General features: G+C 43.8%; 17 protein-coding genes. 7 read left to right on the top strand and 10 right to left on the bottom strand.

What is annotated here, in order from left to right; translation table 11 throughout:
- Positions 1–6: 6 nt before the first annotated feature.
- On the top strand, positions 7–3519 hold the full coding sequence (locus E7Z59_RS01935; protein WP_136334604.1) for an efflux RND transporter permease subunit: 3513 nt from the start codon (positions 7–9) through the stop codon (positions 3517–3519).
- A 56-nt stretch (positions 3520–3575) separates the two neighbouring features.
- On the opposite strand, the gene E7Z59_RS01930 is transcribed toward E7Z59_RS01935, so the two are convergent.
- A complete protein-coding gene (locus E7Z59_RS01930) occupies positions 3576–4673 on the bottom strand; it encodes a PA0069 family radical SAM protein (RefSeq protein ID WP_136334603.1) in 1098 nt (365 codons plus the stop codon).
- A 100-nt stretch (positions 4674–4773) separates the two neighbouring features.
- On the opposite strand from E7Z59_RS01930, the gene E7Z59_RS01925 reads away from it, so the two are divergent.
- A complete protein-coding gene (locus tag E7Z59_RS01925) occupies positions 4774–6192 on the top strand; it encodes a Gfo/Idh/MocA family protein (RefSeq protein WP_136334602.1) in 1419 nt (472 codons plus the stop codon).
- A gap of 2016 nt (positions 6193–8208) precedes the next feature.
- Here the strand turns inward: E7Z59_RS01925 and E7Z59_RS01920 are convergent.
- The 5 genes from E7Z59_RS01920 to purN are packed head-to-tail and all read right to left on the bottom strand — an operon-like array spanning position 8209 to position 12782.
- Complete coding sequence (locus E7Z59_RS01920; RefSeq protein ID WP_136334601.1) at positions 8209–10107, bottom strand: amidophosphoribosyltransferase; 1899 nt, start codon at positions 10105–10107, stop codon at positions 8209–8211.
- Between the two features lie 37 nt (positions 10108–10144).
- Complete coding sequence (locus E7Z59_RS01915; RefSeq protein WP_136334600.1) at positions 10145–11071, bottom strand: PfkB family carbohydrate kinase; 927 nt, start codon at positions 11069–11071, stop codon at positions 10145–10147.
- Between the two features lie 26 nt (positions 11072–11097).
- Positions 11098–11697 carry an START domain-containing protein gene (locus tag E7Z59_RS01910; protein ID WP_136334599.1) on the bottom strand — a complete coding sequence of 200 codons (600 nt, stop codon included), beginning with the start codon at positions 11695–11697 and terminating at the stop codon, positions 11098–11100.
- Between the two features lie 55 nt (positions 11698–11752).
- Positions 11753–12226, bottom strand: coding sequence for a ribonuclease HI (gene rnhA, locus E7Z59_RS01905; RefSeq protein WP_136334598.1), 474 nt, complete (start codon positions 12224–12226; stop codon positions 11753–11755).
- Positions 12216–12782, bottom strand: a complete 567-nt coding sequence (gene purN / locus E7Z59_RS01900; protein WP_136334597.1) for a phosphoribosylglycinamide formyltransferase — start codon at positions 12780–12782, stop codon at positions 12216–12218. Before purN ends, rnhA begins: the two co-directional genes overlap by 11 nt.
- 182 nt (positions 12783–12964) lie before the next feature.
- Here purN and E7Z59_RS01895 point away from each other — a divergent pair, with 182 nt between their 5' ends.
- From E7Z59_RS01895 to pyk, 5 genes are all read left to right on the top strand, one after another.
- Positions 12965–13198 (top strand): acyl carrier protein, encoded by a 234-nt coding sequence (locus E7Z59_RS01895; RefSeq protein WP_136334596.1) that lies wholly within the window; start codon positions 12965–12967, stop codon positions 13196–13198.
- A gap of 103 nt (positions 13199–13301) precedes the next feature.
- On the top strand, positions 13302–14552 hold the full coding sequence (gene fabF, locus E7Z59_RS01890) for a beta-ketoacyl-ACP synthase II (protein WP_136334595.1): 1251 nt from the start codon (positions 13302–13304) through the stop codon (positions 14550–14552).
- A 16-nt stretch (positions 14553–14568) separates the two neighbouring features.
- Positions 14569–15309 carry a ribonuclease III gene (gene rnc, locus E7Z59_RS01885; protein ID WP_136334594.1) on the top strand — a complete coding sequence of 247 codons (741 nt, stop codon included), beginning with the start codon at positions 14569–14571 and terminating at the stop codon, positions 15307–15309.
- Positions 15310–15407: 98 nt separating this feature from the next.
- Positions 15408–15893, top strand: coding sequence for an IPExxxVDY family protein (locus tag E7Z59_RS01880; protein ID WP_136334593.1), 486 nt, complete (start codon positions 15408–15410; stop codon positions 15891–15893).
- Positions 15886–17313 (top strand): pyruvate kinase, encoded by a 1428-nt coding sequence (gene pyk, locus E7Z59_RS01875; RefSeq protein WP_136334592.1) that lies wholly within the window; start codon positions 15886–15888, stop codon positions 17311–17313. Before E7Z59_RS01880 ends, pyk begins: the two co-directional genes overlap by 8 nt.
- 70 nt (positions 17314–17383) lie before the next feature.
- Here pyk and E7Z59_RS01870 read toward each other — a convergent pair whose 3' ends face one another.
- The 4 genes from E7Z59_RS01870 to E7Z59_RS01855 are packed head-to-tail and all read right to left on the bottom strand — an operon-like array spanning position 17384 to position 21153.
- Positions 17384–18187, bottom strand: a complete 804-nt coding sequence (locus E7Z59_RS01870; RefSeq protein ID WP_136334591.1) for a 3-keto-disaccharide hydrolase — start codon at positions 18185–18187, stop codon at positions 17384–17386.
- Positions 18188–18191: 4 nt separating this feature from the next.
- Positions 18192–18947 (bottom strand): 3-keto-disaccharide hydrolase, encoded by a 756-nt coding sequence (locus E7Z59_RS01865; RefSeq protein ID WP_136334590.1) that lies wholly within the window; start codon positions 18945–18947, stop codon positions 18192–18194.
- A complete protein-coding gene (locus E7Z59_RS01860) occupies positions 18944–19999 on the bottom strand; it encodes a sugar phosphate isomerase/epimerase family protein (protein WP_136334589.1) in 1056 nt (351 codons plus the stop codon). The genes E7Z59_RS01865 and E7Z59_RS01860 overlap by 4 nt, the downstream gene beginning before the upstream one ends.
- Before the next feature lie 11 nt (positions 20000–20010).
- Positions 20011–21153: a Gfo/Idh/MocA family protein gene (locus tag E7Z59_RS01855; protein WP_136334588.1), complete on the bottom strand. Its 1143-nt coding sequence runs from the start codon at positions 21151–21153 to the stop codon at positions 20011–20013.
- Positions 21154–21156 lie beyond the last annotated feature (3 nt).

The following is a 21156-nucleotide window of genomic DNA, read 5'->3' as shown; positions in this document are numbered from 1 at the left end:
GGAAAAATGAGCAAGATCAAGAAGAATGCCGATAAGGAGTTTGTACTCTCCACATGGGCCATTGAAAACAAGACTACTATCTATGTTCTGATCGGCCTCTTTTTTGTACTGGGCTTGTCGGCCTACTTTGGCATGCCACGGGAGAACTTCCCGGAGGTAAAAGAAACCAAGATCTATATAAGTACCATGTATCCCGGAAATACCTCCGAAGATATTGAGCGACTTATTACCGATCCGCTGGAAGACGAGCTGAAAAATGTGAGCAATGTAGTGGAGATCCTCTCCACTTCTCAGGAAGACTACGCGATCATAACGGTAGAGTTTGATGAGAATATTACGGTAGAGAATGCCAAGCAAAAGGTAAAAGATAAGGTCGACTCTAAAACTGCCGGTGAAGACTGGCCCGTGTTTAATGGAGCCAAGGTAGAACCGAATGTCTTTGATCTGAATCTTTCTGAGGAGATACCAATTCTGAACATTAACCTCAAGGGGAATTATCCTGTTGATAAGCTGAAGGAATTTGCAGAATACCTTCAGGACAAGGTAGAAGATCTTCCTGAAATTAAGCAGGCCGATATTCGGGGTGCCCAGGAGAAGGAGGTTGAGGTAGCCGTAGATATCTATAAAATGATGGCTGCCAAGGTGAGCTTTGATGATGTGCTTAATGCCATCAGAAACGGGAACGTTACCATGTCTGCAGGGAACCTGGTTAAAAGTGATCAGCGAAGAACCATCAGGATATTAGGAGAGATCGAGCGCCCATCAGAGCTGCAAAACTTTGTGGTCAAATCTGAAAATGGGGCTGTTTACCTCAGAGATATTGCCCGGGTTACCTTTAAGGAAGAAGATAAAACCACCTACGCCCGTGAAATGGGTAAAAACGTGGTGATGCTCGATGTTAAAAAGCGGGCGGGAAAAAATATGATCGAAGCGGCCGATAAGATCAATGTGATCATTGAAAAGGCCGTTGCAGATTACTACCCCAGAGACCTGGAAGTGTCTCTGGCAAATGATCAGTCTCAGAAAACCTTGAACCAGGTAGACGACCTGGTAAATAATATCATTTTCGGGGTGATTCTTGTGGTTGGGGTGCTCATGTTCTTCCTTGGTTTTCGAAATGCACTCTTCGTAGGATTTGCCATTCCAATGTCGATGTTCATGAGCTTTATGATCCTTCAGGGATTAGGGTATACCCTGAATACCATGATCCTGTTCGGACTGATCATGGGACTGGGAATGCTGGTTGATAACGGTATTGTGGTTGTAGAAAATGTATATCGATTGATGGATGAAGAAGGCTTGTCCAGGCTGGAGGCTGCCAAGAAAGGGATCGGAGAGATCGCCTTCCCGATCATCATTTCAACAGCGACCACCGTAGCGGCCTTTGTGCCTCTGGGAATGTGGCCCGGGGTAATGGGAGAGTTTATGAAATTCTTCCCCATTACTCTATCTGTAGTTCTCGGTTCCTCTCTTTTCGTGGCCATCTTTATGAATTCCATGCTGGTGTCTCAGTTCATGGAGACCGGGGAAAAGGTATTGACCAGAAAACAACTTATCAGGTTAAGCTTATTATTGGGAGTGCCCGGTATATTGATCATGTTGGTGGGCGGCCCGGTAAGAGGCCTGGGAAGTCTTATGATCTTTACAGCCATCATGTTCTGGATTTATCGATATGCTCTCAAAGGCTGGGCGAATTGGTTTCAGCGCAGGGTGCTTACTGCTATGGAATCCATGTACCAGCGAACCCTTAGGTTTGCTCTCAGCGGTTGGAAGCCCGTGATGTTTGTGGCGGGTATTTTTGGGATGCTTATCCTGGTGTTTATGATGTTCGGTGCTTCCCTTCAAAGCGGCAGAACCAAGGTGGAGTTCTTTCCTGATAATACTCCTAATCAGATCATCGTATACATTGAGTATCCTCAGGGTACCGATATTGAAAAAACGAATAAGATCACCAAAGAAATAGAGGAAAGGGTATACGCGATCATAAATGATGAGGACTATACTGAGGGCGATTATAATTTTCTTACCGAGAGTGCTATTTCCCAGGTGGGTGAAGGGGCAGGGAATCCTATGACCGATGGAGGTTCTGCTGCAGAAATGCCTCACAAGGCCAAGATCACCGCTACCATGAGAGAATATAAGTATCGCCAGGGCAGGGATAGTGAAAAACTTCGTGCCCGTGTTCAGGAAGCCCTGAAAGGGATCTACCCGGGTGTAGCCATCTCTGTTGAGAAAGATGCTGTAGGTCCACCGGCAGGATATCCGATCAACCTGGAGTTGTCCGGAGAAGATTATGATGAACTCATTCAGACAGCTGAAGGAATGTTGAGATACCTTAATACCCGAAATATTGCCGGAATCGAAGAGCTTAAGATCGATGTAAATAAAGGGAAACCATCAATGCAGGTAGAGGTAGACCGCAAAAAAGCGGGAGAGCTTGGAGTCTCTGTCGGGCAGGTTGGTAATCAGTTGCGTCGTTCCCTGTTTGGTGAGAAAGCAGGTATTTACAAAGAAGAAGGGGAAGATTATGATATTTATGTGCGATTTAATGAGGATCTGAGGTATGACCAAAGTGCACTTTTTAATCAGAACATTATTTTCAGAGATCCTTCGAACGGACAGATCAAGGAGATCCCTGTGTCGGCTGTTGCCAGGCAGAAAAACACCTCTTCTTTCAGCGCTATCAAGCACAAAGATCAAAAACGGGTGGTAACCGTATACTCAGGTCTGGCCCCGGGATACACCGATGCACAGGCAGTAGTGAGCAAGATCCGTAAGGAGATGAAAAATTACCAGGTGCCGCAAGGTGTGGAGATCGATTATACCGGACAGCTTGAAGAACAGAATAAGCAGATGCAGTTCCTTATGGGAGCTTTCTTTGCAGGTCTCGGTCTTATTATGTTTCTGCTGGTCTTCCAATTCAGTTCCATCTCAAAACCTACCATCATTATGCTGGCTATCTTCCTGAGCTTCGTTGGGGTGTTCGGTGGATTAATGATCACCGGTTGGCCCTTCGTTATCATGATGACCATGATGGGTATTATTTCCCTTGCCGGGATCGTGGTGAATAATGGGGTGGTATTACTTGATTATACCCAGATACTGATCGATAGAAGGAAGTTGAAATTAGGCCTTGATGAAGGGGCTTACCTCCCCGTAAACGATCTGAAAGATGCCATTATGGAAGGTGGGCGTGCAAGATTACGACCGGTTATCCTCACAGCGATTACTACCATTCTCGGGCTGATCCCGTTGGCAATAGGATTAAATATTGATTTCTTTAGCCTGTTTTCGGAGTTCGATCCAAAAATTTATGTCGGGGGAGATAATGTGGTCTTCTGGGGGCCACTTGCCTGGACAGTGATCTTTGGTCTGATCATAGCCACGTTTTTAACATTGATAATTGTTCCGGCACTATTTTATCTCTCCTACAGATTAAAAATTTGGTTGTTCCGGAAAAGGAATAATTCGGTTGTAGAAGAAGAGAAAAAAGAGGAAGAAGAAATTATACTGGCTTAAGGTTTGTTTTTAATTTAATGTTGAAGAGTCTGCAGGTTTTCTGTAGGCTCTTTTTTTTAAAACAGGGTGAGTTGATCTCCTTCGTTGCGCAGCAGATGTTTTTTTCTCCCTTCGTAAAGGGCGGTATTTAATTGGAAAGATTGGGCATCATTAAAATATTTATTCTTTGCTACCCGTATTAAATGCTGAATCTGTGACGCGATAACACCCTCCCCTTTGTTTCTAACGCCATATCTTGAATCGTTAAGTTGTCCTCCATGGCATTCTTTGATCTGAGAGATGATCTTTTGTGCGCGGTCAGGAAGTGTTTTTTGAACCCAATCTGTAAAGATGGGTCCTACTGCCCCGTTTAAACGAACAACGGTGTAGCCAATACTGTTGGCGCCGGCATCTCTGGCTGCTTCGGCAATGGGCAGGATCTCATGACTGTTGAGGCCGGGGATAATCGGAGCTACCATGACATTTACCGGAATACCCTCTTTGCGGAGGGCCGTAACGGTTTGAAGGCGTTTTTTTATGGAAGCCGTTCTGGGTTCTAAAAGTCTTCGGGTTTTCTCTTCAAGAGTGGTAATTGATATGTGCACCCCTGTCAGTCGATATTCATGTAGGGCGGCAAGTATTTTCAAGTCCCGGAGTATCAGCCCGTTCTTGGTAATGATGCTCACCGGATGCTGGTATTTTAAAAATACCTCCAGGCACTTTTTGGTGATCTGAAATTTCTTTTCAGCAGGTTGATAACAATCGGTATTTCCGGAAAGAACTATCGTCTCAGCCTCCCAATTCCGGGAGCGTAATTTTTTTTCAAGCAGATCGGGTGCACTGCGTTTTACTAAAACGGTTCGCTCAAAATCCAATCCTGCATTAAGTCCCCAATATTCATGTGTGTTACGGGCATAGCAGTAAATGCATCCGTGCTCACAGCCCTGATAGGGGTTCATTGACCAGGACATGCCTACATCAGGGCTGGTTACCTTGTTAACAATAGATTTTGGGTCGGTAAATAAATACCTGGTTTTGTTTTCTTCGGCACTCTCCCCTTCCTTTCTGCAATATTCAAGGTAGTTCTCATCCCACTCCTGGTGGTGTTTCTCGAATTTGTTGGGGTGGTTGATCCGGGCTCCCCGACCATGTGTATTTATAACGCTCTTGGACATAATCCAAAAATAAGGAAAAATTCCTAAATATTAAGATTTATTGTGAAGCTGTAAATTTTCTTGTACCTTTTTTCTGTATTTAATTTTCTCAGTTTCAAATATGAATAGAAGATCCTTTGTAAAGAATGTTAGTACCGGTGCGGCCGGTTTATATATTGTTCCTGCCCATGTGTTGGGTGGTAAGCATGTTCCCCCCAGTGATACGGTTTATCTGGCTGCTTTCGGTGTTGGTGGTCGTGGTTCGAATGTTATCAGTGCTCTTGATGATACCAAAAGAGTGAAGTTTGTAGCACTTTGTGATGTGGATGATGTCAGGGCAGCTGATACCTATGCAAATTTTCCGGAATCAAAACGGTACAGCAATTTTAGAGCGGTCTATGATAATCACCTTAATGAGATCGATGGGATCATGGTGGCTACCCCAGATCATACCCATGCTTCTATAGCAATTCCTTTTATGATGGAGGGTAAACATGCCTATGTAGAAAAGCCTTTGACCCACAATATCAGGGAAGCCAGGCTTATGCAGGAAATTGCAGCCGAAAAGAATCTTGTAACTCAGATGGGGAACCAGGGAAGTTCCGGAGATGGGATACGTACCCTTACAGAATGGATGGAAAGCGGGGTTCTGGGTAAGGTGAACCGGGTAGATTGCTGGACAAATCGTCCGGTATGGCCCCAAGGCCTTGGTTTGGATGTTGAAAAGCAGGAAATTCCGGAATCTCTTAACTGGGACCAATGGCTTGGTCCTGCAGCTATGAGACCCTATAACAGGGCTTATCTTCCTTTTAGATGGAGAGGCTGGTGGGATTTTGGTACCGGGGCTCTCGGTGATATGGGATGCCATATTCTGGAATCCCCCTTTAAGTCACTCGGGTTAGGATATCCGTTAGAAGCAGAAGCCAGCTGTACAACAGTTTGGTCAGGCGATTTCGTAGAATCGCCTCGTACAGATGGTTGTCCTCCATCTTCCGTGGTCCGGTTGAAATTCAGATCAGAGATGCATGGTGAGGTGGAAGTTAATTGGTACGATGGGGGTATTTTGCCTGAGATACCCGAATTATTATCTCCTGAAGAAACCATTGGTGACCCTGCAGGGGGAAGCATCTTTTACGGTGAGAAGGGGGTGGCCGTGAGTGATACCTATTCTCGAAATCCGCGGATACTGAAGGCCTATCAAAACAGCGTGGGTGATTTCCCTAAACGCTATATAAAAAGACAAAAAGAAGATCATGCACGAAATTGGATTAATGGGATCCTGAAAGGAGGAGATACCTCATCTCCTTTCTCTTATGGAGGTAAGCTTACTGAGGCTGTTCTTATGGGGAACCTGGCAATAAGATCATTTCAGTATAAGGTTTTGGAAGAAGGGAAAAATAGAGACTACTATACCTATCCCGGTCGTAAAAAGTTGATATGGGATGGAGAAGCTATGCGGGTTGTAAATTTCGAAAAGGCCAATGAGTGGGTTCATGGTTCTTATCGGGATGGATGGAAGTTGGGTACATCACTTACGTAATGAAGTTAAGATATAGAAAAATAAAAAAGGCGGATCAATGATCCGCCTTTTTTGCCCCAAATCTTACCATGAACTTAACCTACTTATGCTATGGTGATATAAAAGTATGTGGTAGGAATTTGCTGTTGAAAGTATAGGGTTGAAAAACACTTTAATTAGTTGAAATACAGCGGTGTAATTAATTTCTGCTATTCGCTGAAGATTTGTAAAGCAGTTAATTGAAGCCATAAGTGTAGTCTTGTCGTAAATAAAAAGGCGGATCAGTGATCCGCCTTTTTTGCCCCAAATCTTACCATGAACTTAACCTACTTATGCTATGGTGATATAAAAGTATGCGGTAGGAATTTGCTGTTAAAAGTAAAGGGTTGAAAAGCGGTTTAATTAGTTGAAATACAGTCGTGTAGTGTTTTTCTGTTATCATCTAAAGAATTGTAAATCAGTGATTTAAGGGAGAGGTTGTAAAAGTGTCGTAAATAAAAAGGCGGATCATTGATCCGCCTTTTTGCCCCAAATCTTACCATGAACTTAACCTACTTATGCTATGGTGATATAAAAGTATATGGTAGGAATTTGCTGTTAAAAGTAAAGGGTTAAAGAGCGCTTTAATTAGTTGAAATACAGTCGTGTAGTGCTTTTCTGTTAAATGCTAAAGAATAGTAAATCAGTCATTTAAGATTTATATTGTAGTCCTGTCGTAAATAAAAAGGCGGATCATTGATCCGCCTTTTTGCCCCAAATCTTACCATGAACTTAACCTACTTATGCTATGGTGATATAAAAGTATATGGTAGGAATTTGCTGTTAAAAGTAAAGGGTTAAAGAGCGCTTTAATTAGTTGAAATACAGTCGTGTAGTGCTTTTCTGTTAAATGCTAAAGAATAGTAAATCAGTCATTTAAGATTTATATTGTAGTCCTGTCGTAAATAAAAAGGCGGATCAATGATCCGCCTTTTTTGCCCCAAATCTTACCATGAACTTAACCTACTTATGCTATGGTGATATAAAAGTATATGGTAGGAATTTGCTGTTAAAAGTAAAGGGTTAAAGAGCGCTTTAATTAGTTGAAATTCAGTTATGTAGACCTTTCCTGGTAAATATCAAAGAATTATAAATCAGTGATTTAAGGGGAGGGTTGTAGAACTGTCGTAAATAAAAAGGCGGATCAATGATCCGCCTTTTTTGCCCCAAATCTTACCATGAACTTAACCTACTTATGCTATGGTGATATAAAAGTATGCGGTAGGAATTTGCTGTTAAAAGTAAAGGGGTAAAAGGCGTGTTAATTAGTTGAAATACAGTCGTGTAGTGTTTTTCGGTTATTTTCTAAAGAATTGTAAATCAGGGACTTAAAGGGAGTGTTGTAGAAGTGTCGTAAATAAAAAGGCGGATCATTGATCCGCCTTTTTGCCCCAAATCTTACCATGAACTTAACCTACTTATGCTATGGTGGTATAAATGTATATGTAAGGATAGCACTGTTAAAAGTAATGGGGTGAAAAGCACTTTAATTAGGTGAGTTGTTTTATATGGTTCGGAGTGGCCAATATGTTGTAAGGTTTGAAGTGCATACATGATTCATTTCTGCTTGTTTTTATAAGTGCATTAAAAGAGATTGGTTGATGTAGTAATGTGGAGTATTAACCCTTAATGATCCTGGCTTATTGGTCCGAATTTTATTTATGTATCAATTCTTTTTTGTGGTTTGCCTTGATCCTTTTCAATCCTGTACAAGGTTCGCTTTTCAGGTAATAGGTTTTTAGCCGGTCAGGGATAATAGCTTAGAAAGGGAAATTGATTGAGAGAGGCTCGAATGATCCTTGTTTTTGGAATAGGTATAAAATAAAAAAGGCAGATCAATGATCTACCTTTTTTGCCCCAAATCTTACCATGAACTTAACCTACTTATGCTATGGTGACATAAAGATAATGTCATGGGGTGGGATAAATATTAATAATCGGATAAAGCGCAAAATAATCCGATAAAATGCATGTCGACGTTTGCTTATGACAAAACCATTAATAAGCCCGTTCTTTTATTCCTTCATAAAAGTTGATAAAAGCCCTGTTAACTACGCGGTTTCCTCCTGGAGTCGGGTAATCTCCTGTAAAATACCAGTCTCCAAGATTGTGCGGACACGCTTTGTGCAGGTTGTCAACCGTTTGATAAAGAATTTTGACCTCGGCATTAATACCTTCAGGAGCCAGGATCTCCGAAATTTTTTCTGAGATCTCGTCGTCAGTAAAAGGTTCGTAAATTTCTTTAACGGCATTAACTACTTCTTTGTCTTCAAAGTCTACCTGGGCCAGGCACTTCTCGTAAACTTCATCAACCTTATAATAGGTGCCTCTGTCCTTGTGAAGTTCCAGGGCTGCACGAAAGGCAACAAGGTCTTCCAGGCGGGCCATGTCAATACCGTAGCAATCCGGGTATCGGATCTGTGGTGCAGAAGAAACTACCACGATCTGTTTTGGGTGCAGTCTGTCTAATATTCTTAGGATACTCTTCTTTAGAGTCGTACCCCTGACTATACTGTCGTCTATGATAACCAGGTTGTCTGAGGGTTTTACTGAACCGTAAGTAATGTCATATACGTGGGCAACCAGGTCGTCTCTGCTGCTGTCTTCTGTAATAAAGGTTCTCAGTTTAGCATCTTTAATGGCGACCTTTTCAATTCGGGGTCGCATATTGAGAATTTTATTCAGTTCTTCAGGTGTGAGCGTTTCTTTTCCGGCCAGAATTTTTTCTTCCTTTCTCTTATTGAGGTAGGTTTGAGCCTCCTGTACCATCCCGTAGAAAGACGTTTCTGCTGTATTTGGAATATAAGAGAATACCGTATTCTCAAGGTTCTGATCTACGCTTTCCAGGATCTTCGGGAAAAGTAATTTCCCCAGGTCTTTACGTTCCTGGTAGATCTCAGCATCTGACCCTCTTGAAAAATATATTCTTTCAAAAGAACAGGCCTTGCGCTCAAGAGGTTCAAGGATTCTCTTGGTTTTTACACTGCCGTCTTTTTTAATGATAATGGCCTTTCCGGGGTCCAATTCTTTAACGGTGTCAAATTCTACATCAAATACCGTTTGAATTACGGGTCGTTCTGATGCAACCACCACTACTTCTTCATCCTGGTAGTAATACGCCGGACGAATACCGGCTGGGTCTCTTAAAACAAAGGCATCTCCATGACCAATTAGTCCGGCCATGGCATAGCCGCCATCCCAGTTTTTCGCTGCTCTCCTTAAAATTTTCGCAACGTTCAGGCGGTCGGCAATGATAGGGGAGGCTTCCATTTTAGAATACCCTTCTTTTTTAACTTCCTTGTAAAGCTTGGCAACGGCATCGTCTAAAAAATGACCGATCTTCTCCATTACCGTGATGGTGTCAGCCTTTTCTTTTGGATGCTGCCCAAGTCTGATCAGGTTGTCGAAAAGCTCATTAACATTGGTCATGTTAAAGTTTCCGGCAACGATAAGATTACGGTGCATCCAATTGTTCTGTCTAAGGAATGGGTGAACGCTTTCAATGCTGTTTTTTCCAAAAGTACCGTACCTCACGTGTCCAAGCATCAATTCGCCCAGGTAAGGCATGTTTTTCTTTAAAACCTCCACATCGTCTTTGTATTCGGGATGCTCCAGTAAAACCTCATTGATTCTGGAGTTGATCTGCTGGAAAATGTCCTGGATGGGTTGGGCTTGATTAGAGCGTACACGGCTCATATAGCGCTCACCGGGAAGCATATTCATTTTGATGCTGGCAAAACCGGCACCGTCCTGACCACGATTGTGCTGTTTCTCCATCATCAGGTACATCTTATTGATGCCGTAAAATGCGGTTCCGTACTTTTCCTGGTAATACTCTAAAGGTTTACGTAATCTTACTAGTGCGATCCCGCATTCATGTTTAATAGCGTCACTCATGGGTTTCTTGTTAATTGAAGCCTTTGGCGTATGCCGATCAGGCTAGCTTTATATCGAATTGTGTAAGGTCTTTAAATTGCTGCAATCTGCGGTTGATCTCGGTTTTTTTAAGGGTCTCCATACGTTCAGTTCCAAATTTTTCTACCGAAAAAGAGGCCAGGTTAGAACCGTGAATAACTGCATTTTTCATGTTCTCGAAAGAATAATCTTTTGATGCAGCAAGATAGCCTGCAAAACCACCGGCAAAGGTGTCTCCTGCTCCGGTAGGGTCAAAGATCTCTTTTAACGGCAGAGCCGGAGCAAAAAATATGTTTTCATTGTGGAATAATAATGCCCCGTGTTCTCCTTTTTTGATCACCACATATTTAGGTCCCATTTCATGAATTTTTGCCGCGGCATTTACCAGAGAGTACTCTCCGGAAAGCTGTCTGGCTTCTTCATCATTAATGGTGATCACGTCAACCTTTCTGATTACCTCCTTCAACTCCTCCGGGGTATTATCCATCCAGAAGTTCATAGTGTCAAGTATGGTAAGAGCAGGTTTGGTTTCCATTTGATCAATCACGCCTAGTTGGACGTTGGGATGCAGGTTTCCTAACATAAGGATCTCCGATTCGGTGTATTGGGCAGGAACCACAGGTTTGAAATCTGCCAGTACATTGAGTTGTGTGTCCAGGGTCTCTCTTACATTAAGGTCGTTCATGTACTTCCCTTTCCAGAAAAAGGTCTTCCCTCCTTCAACAATTTCCACTGCAGAGATATCTATCTTGCGGTCTGTTAACAGTTTGAGGTGTTTGTCGGGAAAATCATCGCCCACTACAGACACTATGGCCGAATCAATTTCAAAATTTGAGGCGGCGAGCCCTATAAAAGTGGCTGCACCTCCCAGTATTTTATCGGTTTTTCCAAATGGTGTTTCAATAGCGTCAAAGGCAACGGTACCAACAATAAGTAATTTTCCCATGCATTAAATTTTTTGCAAATATAAGGCTAGTTTTCCAGTATTACTTTCAGATTTTCAAAAGAATGAAAGGGCACATTGGTGATGATGGAGTTCAGTAACCATGCGGGAATTATCCCGTTCGGATCGCCGTAAAGTTGCTGGGTAACCTCTACCATTCCGTTGCGCAGTGCACGTATTTTCCAATGTCCTTTAAACCTTGTGGTTCGAATAACATCTTCCGGGGTTTTTCTTAGGCTGTTATCTGCCGGGCTGATGTCAACATAGTAGTTCCCGGGGCGGGGTTCGCTGACTTTGATGAGGGAGAGATTTTCACGGTCCCTGAGTGGCCAGGGAAGATCGTTTAACATCCAGATCACAAAAGTGCTGTCATTGTACGACAACACCTCTTCGCTCTTAGCGGTTTTGTGATTCCACTCCCATAAACGGTCGCCATCACAGATCACTTTCAAGGCTTTTTCCGGGGTGGTTTTTGCGGTCAGTACAGCCTTGTATTCATTAAATTGTGTCGAGTCGAGTTGGCGGGTGTAGACCTTAATATGGTCTGATTTTTTTTGAAGCTGCCATTCCTGAGCCTGGAGCAGGCCGAAGGATAAAAGGCATATGCATAAAATCCGACGCTGTATCATATAAGGGCAATTTTTGCCAAAAATACAATATTGATCTGAAATCCAGGGTCTTGCTTTAGTCCTGGGAGTCGAACCCGGAGTCGGGAGGGAGGTTATCGCCCTGGGAAGCTTTTACGGCGAGGGCATCACAGCGCTCATTCTGGGGGTGGTCATTGTGGCCTTTTACCCACTGCATGGCAACCTTATGTTTGCGGTACTCTTTTAAAAATTTTATCCACAGATCAGGGTTTTTTTTGTCTTTAAACCCTTTACGTTCCCAGTTAAATACCCATCCTTTGTTTACAGCATCGACCACATATTTCGAGTCGCTGAAAACGGTAACCCGGGTATTGGGGTATTTCAATTTTTTTAAGGCTTCGATAACCGCTAAAAGCTCCATACGGTTGTTAGTGGTCTTTTTGAACCCTTCCGAAAATTCCTTTTTGTAAGGCTTTCCAACCCATTCCATCACAATGCCATAACCTCCTGGTCCGGGATTACCTCTTGAAGCTCCGTCTGTATATATATGTACCTGACTGTTATTTTTCATCCAATAGGTTTTCGATGATCCTGGGGTAATGGGTGTATTCGAGCTGATGTATCTTCCCGGCCAGGCACTCTGCATCATCCTTTGTTTCTATGGCAGTTCTGGCCTGGAAAATAATGCCGCCTTCATCGTAATGCTCATTGACGTAATGTATGGTGATACCACTCTCCTTCTGTCGATCCTCGATCACGGCCTTGTGAACGTTCATGCCATACATGCCCTTTCCTCCGTAAGCAGGTAAAAGGGCGGGGTGGATATTTATTATCCGACCCTCAAATTCATGGATCAGGCTTTCAGGGATCTTCCAGAGGTAACCGGCAAGAACGATCAGGTCAGGCTGCAGGGCGCTTAGTAAAGCCGTAACCACACCGTTGCTCATGGCCTCGCGGTTAAAGCTCATGGCACTAACATGAAGTTCTCTGGCGCGGTCAAGTACTTTTGCCTCCTTTTTATTAGATAACACCAGGCTAACCCGTGCTTTTTCAGAATCCTGGAAATAACGAATAATGTTTTCTGCATTGGTGCCTGAACCGGAGGCGAAGATGACGATACTTTTCATGAGAATTCGGTGGATATATGCTAAGGCAAAAAAAAGAATAATATTCCATAAAGAGAAGCTCAGGGTCCTAAATCATTGGTGTAAAAATTATTATCTTTAAAGGTAACTTTTATTGATAAAACCTTTTTTATAACCAAAGTTTTTTATTTTTGCCAACAATTAAATTTTAAAACAAACAAATTATGTCAGACATTGCATCAAGAGTAAAAGCGATCATCGTAGACAAATTAGGTGTTGATGAGAATGAAGTAGTTGCAGAAGCAAGCTTCACCAACGATCTCGGAGCAGATTCTCTGGATACTGTTGAGCTTATTATGGAATTTGAAAAGGAATTTGATATCCAGATTCCGGATGATCAGGCGGAAAACATTGCCACTGTTGGTCAAGCGATCAAATATATCGAAGAAGCAAAATAAGAACTACCTATAAGGCTTACTACCAAAAATTTATTCATGCTTTTTGCATGAATAAATTTTTTTGGTAGTTTTTCAATTGTTTTAGAACAATAAATTCTTTTCTATGGAACTTAAGCGAGTTGTTGTAACCGGATTAGGAGCATTAACCCCCATCGGTAATAATATTGAAGAATATTGGGAGGGATTAAAAAGCGGTAAAAGCGGGGCTGCCCCTGTTACCCACTTTGATGCTTCGAATTTTAAAACCCAATTCGCATGTGAGATCAAGAACTTTGACCCGACCGATTTTATAGATCGTAAAGAGGTTCGCAGAATGGATCGTTTCGCCCAGTATGCCATGGTTACGGCCAAAGAGGCTATGGATGATTCTCAGCTGGATCTTGAAAAGATCGATAAATATCGTGTAGGAGTGATCTGGGGAGCAGGGATCGGAGGTCTGGAGACCTTCCAGGAAGAGGTGATGAACTACGCCAAAGGCGATGGAACTCCTCGGTTTAATCCTTTCTTTATCCCAAAAATGATCGCTGATATAGCGCCGGGTCTGATCTCCATAAAGTACGGTTTCATGGGGCCAAACTATACGACTGTATCGGCATGTGCATCTTCGGCAAATGCCATTATCGATGCCCTTAATTCTATTCGCTTAGGGCATACCGATGTGGTGATCACCGGAGGTTCTGAAGCTGCAGTTACGGCTGCGGGAATGGGAGGTTTTAACGCCATGCATGCCATGAGTACCCGTAATGATGACCCTCAAACCGCCTCAAGACCTTTTGACGCCAACCGTGACGGATTTGTACTTGGTGAAGGGTCTGGAGCGCTGGTGCTTGAAGAATACGAGCACGCAAAGGCCAGGGGCGCCAAGATCTACGCAGAAGTTGTAGGCGGTGGGCTGTCTTCTGATGCCTACCATATGACCGCACCGCATCCTGAAGGGATCGGAGTGGTTGCTGTAATGCAGAACTGTTTGAGAAATGCCGGAATGAAGCCGGAAGACGTGGATGCTATTAATACCCACGGTACATCGACCCCTCTGGGAGATGTAGCTGAATTGAAAGCGATCGGAAAGGTGTTTGGTGATCATGCCAAAAACCTGAATATCAACTCTACCAAGTCAATGACCGGACACCTGCTGGGTGCGGCTGGTGCAGTTGAGGCTATTGCTTCCATTCTTTCTTTAGAGCACGGTGTTGTGCCTCCTACGATCAATCATGAGACCGTAGATGAGAACATCGATCCGGAACTCAATTTAACCCTGAATAAGGCTCAAAAACGCGATATGAAGGTTGCTATGAGTAATACGTTCGGGTTTGGAGGGCATAATGCTTGTGTCCTGTTTAAGAAATTGGACTAGTCGTCAATCCAACTGAATGAAATTCATTCGTAAAATATTAAATTCCCGGTCTACTCAAGGCGGGGATTTTTTTTTGGAACTCACAAATATCCTGGGATTTAAGCCCAGGGAGATTCGTTATTACAAAAAAGCATTCACCCATCGATCCATGAATCGTAAGGATGCTAAAGGTAATTCAGTGAATTATGAACGCTTGGAGTTTCTGGGCGACGCCATGTTGAGTTCTATCATTTCACATTTTCTATTTAATGAAGTGCCTTCAGGAGATGAAGGGTATCTAACCAAAATGCGTTCCAAGGTGGTTAGTCGTGAGCATCTGAACGAACTTGGAAAGGACCTCAGGCTATTGGATTTTGTAGAGAGCAAGATCAATAAAGATAACTTCGGCGATAATATTCATGGCAATGTTTTCGAAGCCCTGGTCGGGGCGATCTACCTGGACAGAGGGTATGAATTTTGCCAGCGTTTTATTGAAAGTCGGGTGATAGAGCCCTATGTGGATATCGAGCAACTGGAAGGTAAGATCATAAGTTATAAAAGTCTGATCATTGAGTATTGCCAGAAGGAAAAGAAGTCATTCCTCTTTGACGTCTTTGAAGATGATGGGAATGACGATCAGAAGCATTTCGGGGTAAAGCTCTTTATTGATAAGAAATTGGTAGCCAAAGGCCGGGCAACTTCTAAAAAGAAAGCCGAGGAAAGTGCGGCAAGAAGAGCTTACTACGCCTTGCAATCTAAGATCGATCGAGTGCTGTAACTCCAACGATTTCGTAGATTTTTCACCTCCCTTACAATATTAAAAGTTGCTAAGTAGTTGAAGTAGCAGTATCTTTATACGAGATTGTATGATCATTTATGACCGTCTACAAGTTAACGGATGATTTTTTTGACGACAGCTATGCCTTGATCGCCATCCACAGTTCCCTCGATTCTTATCGATTAGCCTATTTTTTAAATGGGTTGTTGGGTCTTCAGCTTCACAGGCCGAGAAAAGACCTGGTGTTGTATGATCGGGTGACTTTTGAGACGTATCAAGCCTATGAAAAAAGGTCCGATCTGCAATGGCACCTGGTGGCCAATAAGGCCAGTGTGGTGCAAAAAAGCCGGGAGGTGGTTCCGGATATGTTCGGAGGCCCTGTGGCTGAGAGAACCTATTACGTGCTGCCGGAATATCCCAAAGTAGATCATCTTCTAAAAATTGATGATGGCGAAGGAGGTATGCCGCCGGTTCTTGATATTTTAAAAAAGATAAAGCATTTGCCGGGACTGATCACGGCGTATGAGGTCGATACTGACCGATTGAAATCTAAGGATAATTTAATTTTTTTAGCGAATGCCTAAAAGGAAGAAAACGAAAATAGTAGCAACATTAGGGCCGTCAACCAGTACCAGGGAAACCCTGAAAGAAATGATGGAGGCCGGTGTAAATGTGTTTAGGATTAACTTTTCTCACGCCGATTACAGCGATGTGGAAGAAAGAATACGTCTTATTCGCGAATTAAATGAGGAATTCAATTTTAATACGGCGATTCTTGCCGACCTGCAGGGGCCGAAACTCCGTGTAGGGGTGATGAAGGAAGATGTGATCGTGAATCCCGGAGATGAGATCATTTTTGAAACAGGAGAGCCCTTTGAAGGTACAGCCGAAAGGGTGTATATGAACTACAAGGAGTTTCCGAGAGATGTGAACCCCGGTGAGCGTATTCTCCTTGATGACGGGAAGCTCATCTTTGAGGTTACCGGTACCGATAAGGTGAAACAAGTTAAGGCCAAAGTAATTCAGGGTGGCCCGCTCAGATCCAAAAAAGGGGTCAACCTGCCAAATACGAATATTTCTCTCCCTGCGCTTACAAAAAAGGATATTAAGGACGCTAAATTTGCCTGCGCTCAGGAGGTCGATTGGATCGCCCTTTCTTTTGTAAGGCATTCTGCAGATCTGATGGACCTGCAGAAGCTCATAGAGGAGCACTCCAAATACAAGATCCCTATTGTTGCAAAAATAGAAAAGCCCGAAGCCGTTGAGAATATAGATAAGATCGTTGCTTATTGCGATGGTCTTATGGTGGCTCGGGGTGATCTGGGGGTAGAGATCCCGGCACACGAAGTTCCTTTGGTACAAAAGCAATTAGTACTGCGTGCCAAAAAGGCCAGGATTCCTGTGATCATTGCCACACAGATGATGGAGACCATGATCTCCAGCCTGACACCTACCAGGGCCGAGGTGAATGATGTGGCTAATTCAGTAATGGATGGAGCCGATGCGGTGATGCTTTCAGGAGAGACTTCTGTGGGGTCGTATCCGGTACAGGTGATCGAGAAAATGTCAAGTATCATATCCAGCGTAGAGCATTCTCCCCTGATCAAAGTGCCTCAGGAACCGCCGCATATTAAGACCAAAAGATATATTACAAAAGCCATATGTTACCATGCTGCAACCATGGCTAATGAGATCAATGCTAAAGTGATTTCTACCCTGACCAATAGTGGGTACACAGCCTTTCAGATCTCGGCCTGGAGACCAAAATCGCATATTTTGGTGTTTACCTCTAATAAACGGATCTTAACCCAACTCAGTTTACTTTGGGGGGTGAATGCCTTTTATTACGATAAATTCGTAAGTACCGATCAGACCATTGAAGATGTGAACATTATGGCTAAAGATCGCGGATTTCTTGAGAAGGGCGATATGATCGTTAGTCTCGCAGCCATGCCGATCAAAGCGAAGGGGATGGTAAATACCCTGAGAGTTACTGAGATTTAAATAATTCTTATAAAGGATAAAAAAAGATCGGCACCGAAAGGTGCCGATCTTTTTATTTTAAAAGGGGATGTTACAATTCCCTTACCCAGATGTTTCGGTAACTCACCCCGCTGTTGTCATTGTGATCCTGCAGCATAAGAGGTGCTTTGCCGTGTGGGTTGTTTTTCGGCCAGCCTATATACTCCGTAGTGCCTTCTATGGTAACATGGTCTTGTATCAAGACTCCGTTGTGAAGTACGGTTACAGTTGCAGAACTCACCTTGTTGCCCTCTCCGTCCCACTCCGGCGCATGATAAATAATGTCATATACCTGCCATTGCCCCGATGGTTTGCTGGCATTTACAAGGGGAGGATGTTGTTTGTAAACAGCACCGGCTTGCCCGTTCACATAGGTGGGGTTGTCATAACTGTCTAAAACCTGAACCTCGTATAAGCTCTGTAAAAAGATCCCGCTGTTCCCGCGGTTTTGTCCGTCCGCTCTTGGGCTTTCCGGATTTTTCCATTCAATGTGCAATTGAATATCACCAAATTCCTGTTTGGTTCTTATATTTCCTGATCCATCAGCAACGGTCATGCTGCCGTCGGGATTCAGGGTCCATGCTACAGGAGTGTCCGGGTCGTCAGCGCTTTCCCAGGCATCCACATCCTCACCGTTAAAAAGAATAATGGCATCAGCCGGGGGTTCCGGATAACTTCCTGGGCTTACCTTTTCCGGAACAGGCTCCCAAATTTCGGTAGCTTCCGGTTCTGTAGGTTCTTGTTCAGTTGTTGTGGTCTGTTGCGTTTCGGGGGTGGTTGCTGTTTCCGAAGCCGCCTGTTCCTGTTTGCACGAAAACAGCAAAAGGGCACAGGCTATGATTGTTGGTGCTTTCAAAAAGTTATAGTTTTTTAATTTTAATATTTCGGTACGATACCTTATCAGAGTGATCCTGGAGGGCGATCTTTCCTTTTGGAAATTGGCCGAAGTCTTTCCAGTTTGCAAATTTAGAGTCTTTCACCATGGTGTTCCAGGCTTCCCCATGAACGGGAAATTCTGTTATGAGCACCCCATTGTGTATTACGCTACCCTGGTTAGCCTTATGGTCTATTCTGATCACAAAAGTATTCCATTCTCCAACCGGGGAGGTTACATCTTCTGAGGGCTCTACCATATCGTACAGTGCTCCTGCCTGATGGGTTTTACCTTTGATCTTGGCGTCAGGATGCCTGAGGTTGTCAAGTACCTGTATTTCAGGACCCGTAAAATAGGGTTCGTTGTACTGCTCCATTTCCTGTACCCCCCACATGATGCCACTGTTGCCACCTTCAGAGATCTTCCATTCAATATGGAGTTCAAAAGATTCAAATTCCTGGTCAGTAACTATATTATGCTTTTCCCCTTCTGCAGGGTAAAAGGTCAATGCGTTGTCTTCGATCTTCCAGCTTTCCGGAAAACTGTCCTTGTCTTTTCCGTATTCGTGCCAGGCATCTGTAGATGTTCCGTCAAAGAGAACGATCCAGTCCTCCTTCATTTGACTTTCCTTATGAGGGTTGACTTCCTCTGCGGCAGTTAGTTCAGGATTGGTGTCTTTTTTTTCTTCCTTGCAGGCATTAAGCAGGGTTAAGGCCATGAAGGTCAGGGCTAATTTTCTCATTTTAAGTTCAGAATTTTTTTGAGGTGTTCCTTGTCGATGTCGGCCCCGGCAAAATCGTCGAAGGCCTTTTGGGTAGCTTCTATAATATGGCTTTGAATAAAGGGGGCGCCTTCCCGGGCGCCTTGCTCCGGACTCTTTATGCAACACTCCCATTCCATAACCGCCCAGACATCACATCCGTACTGGGTGAGTTTAGAAAATATAGTCTTGAAATCAATTTGACCATCTCCCGGAGAACGATATCTTCCGGCTCTGTCGCCCCAGTTGTTATAGCCGCCAAAGGCACCTTTCTTACCGGTAGGGTTGAATTCAGAATCTTTTACATGGAATGATTTGATGAACTCGTGGTAGTGATCAATGTATTCTATATAATCTAGTTGCTGAAGTACAAAATGAGATGGATCGTAAAGGATATTAACCCTTTTATGGTTTCCGGTAGCTTCCAGAAACCGCTCAAAGGTATCTCCGTCATGAATATCCTCTCCCGGATGCACCTCGTAACACACATCAACACCTTGTTCATCAAAGGTGTTTAAGATGGGCATCCAGCGCTTGGCAAGTTCTTCAAACCCCATCTCCACCAAACCGGGTGGTCGCTGCGGCCATGGGTGCCAGGTGTGCCATAATAATGCTCCTGAAAAAGTAGCATGAACATCAAGGCCCAGGTTTCTCGAGGCCCTGGCTGCTTTTTTAACCGTTTCAACAGCCCATTCAGTTCTGGCTTTGGGATTATTCTTTAAATGATCGGGTGCGAAATTGTCGAACATAATATCATAGGCCGGATGCACTGCCACAAGCTGTCCCTGTAAATGGGTAGAGAGTTCTGTGATCTCAAGTCCGTAGCTGTTGATCTTTCCTTTGAGTTCGTCGCAATAGGTTTTGCTTTCTGCGGCCTTATCCAGGTCAATAAGAAACTTTTCCCAGGTGGGTATTTGTATCCCCTTATAACCGAGGTCAGCAGCCCATTTACACATCCCATCCAGGGAGTTGAACGGGGCTTTGCTGTCTACAAATTGCGCCAGGAATATGGCCGGTCCTTTAATCGTTTTCATATGATCTTTTCTTAAAGTTTGGTCCAGGCTGCATTGTTTTTATCACTCTCAACAGCCGCGTGAATAAATTTTACACCCCTTAGGCCGTCTTCCACTCTTGGATAGTCCTGTGCGGGCACGGTATTGCCTTCAAGTCGTGCCATGAGTTCCTTACCGAAGTTGCGGTAAACCGTTGCAAAGGCTTCCAGGTATCCCTCCGGGTGCCCTGAAGGTATACGAGAGCTGGAGGCGGCTGCTTCGTAAAGGCTGTTGCCCCCGGGGGTGAATACCTTAAATGGTTCATCCAGCCAACGGGTATACAGTTTGTTGGGTTCTTCCTGATGCCATTCCAGGCTGCCTTTTTCTCCATAGATCCTGATCGCGAGGTTGTTTTCTTCTCCGGTGGCGATCTGTGAAAAAGAGATAGTGCCTTTGGCGCCGTTGCTAAGACGTACTAACATATTACCATCGTCATCAAGAGTTCTTCCCTGACCGAATCTTCCCAGGTCTGCAGCCATTTCGCTGATCGATAACCCGGTAATGAATTCAAGAAGGTTTTCGGCATGAGTGCCAATGTCGCCAAGGGCTCCGCCAACCCCCGATTTACTGGGGTCGGTTCGCCAGGCGGCCTGTTTGTTGTCTGTTTTTTCTACCTCTGTAGCCAACCAGCCCTGTAAGTATTGTACCTGTACCTTTCTGATGGTTCCCAGATCTCCGTTAGCGATCATGTCTCGGGCCTGTTTTACCATGGGGTAGCCTGTGTAATTATGCGTCAGGGCAAAGAGAAGTCCGGTTTTTTTAACAAGGTTAACAAGGGTTTCAGACTCTTCTACAGTAAGGGTCATAGGTTTGTCGCATACCACATGAAATCCATTTTCGAGGGCCATTTTAGCAGGTTCAAAATGCATGTGGTTGGGGGTTACGATGGCCACAAAGTCCATCCGTTCTCCCTCGGGAAGTTGTTTTTCTTTTTCTATCATCTCCTGGAAACTTCCGTAACAACGTTCTTCCGGTAAAAACAAGGCTTTTCCTGATTTTTTCGAACGTTCGTCATTGCTGCTGAAAGCGCCGCAAACCAGGTCGATCATCCCGTCAATAGAAGATGCTTTTCGGTGAACATCACCTATAAAGGAGCCGATGCCCCCGCCGATCATTCCCATTCTTAATTTTCTCATAGC

The sequence above is a fragment of the Robertkochia marina genome (assembly GCF_004799345.1).
Lineage (GTDB): Bacteria > Bacteroidota > Bacteroidia > Flavobacteriales > Flavobacteriaceae > Robertkochia > Robertkochia marina.
The sequence above is the reverse complement of the archived record's forward strand: the minus strand, read 5'-3'. Positions and strand labels throughout refer to the sequence as shown.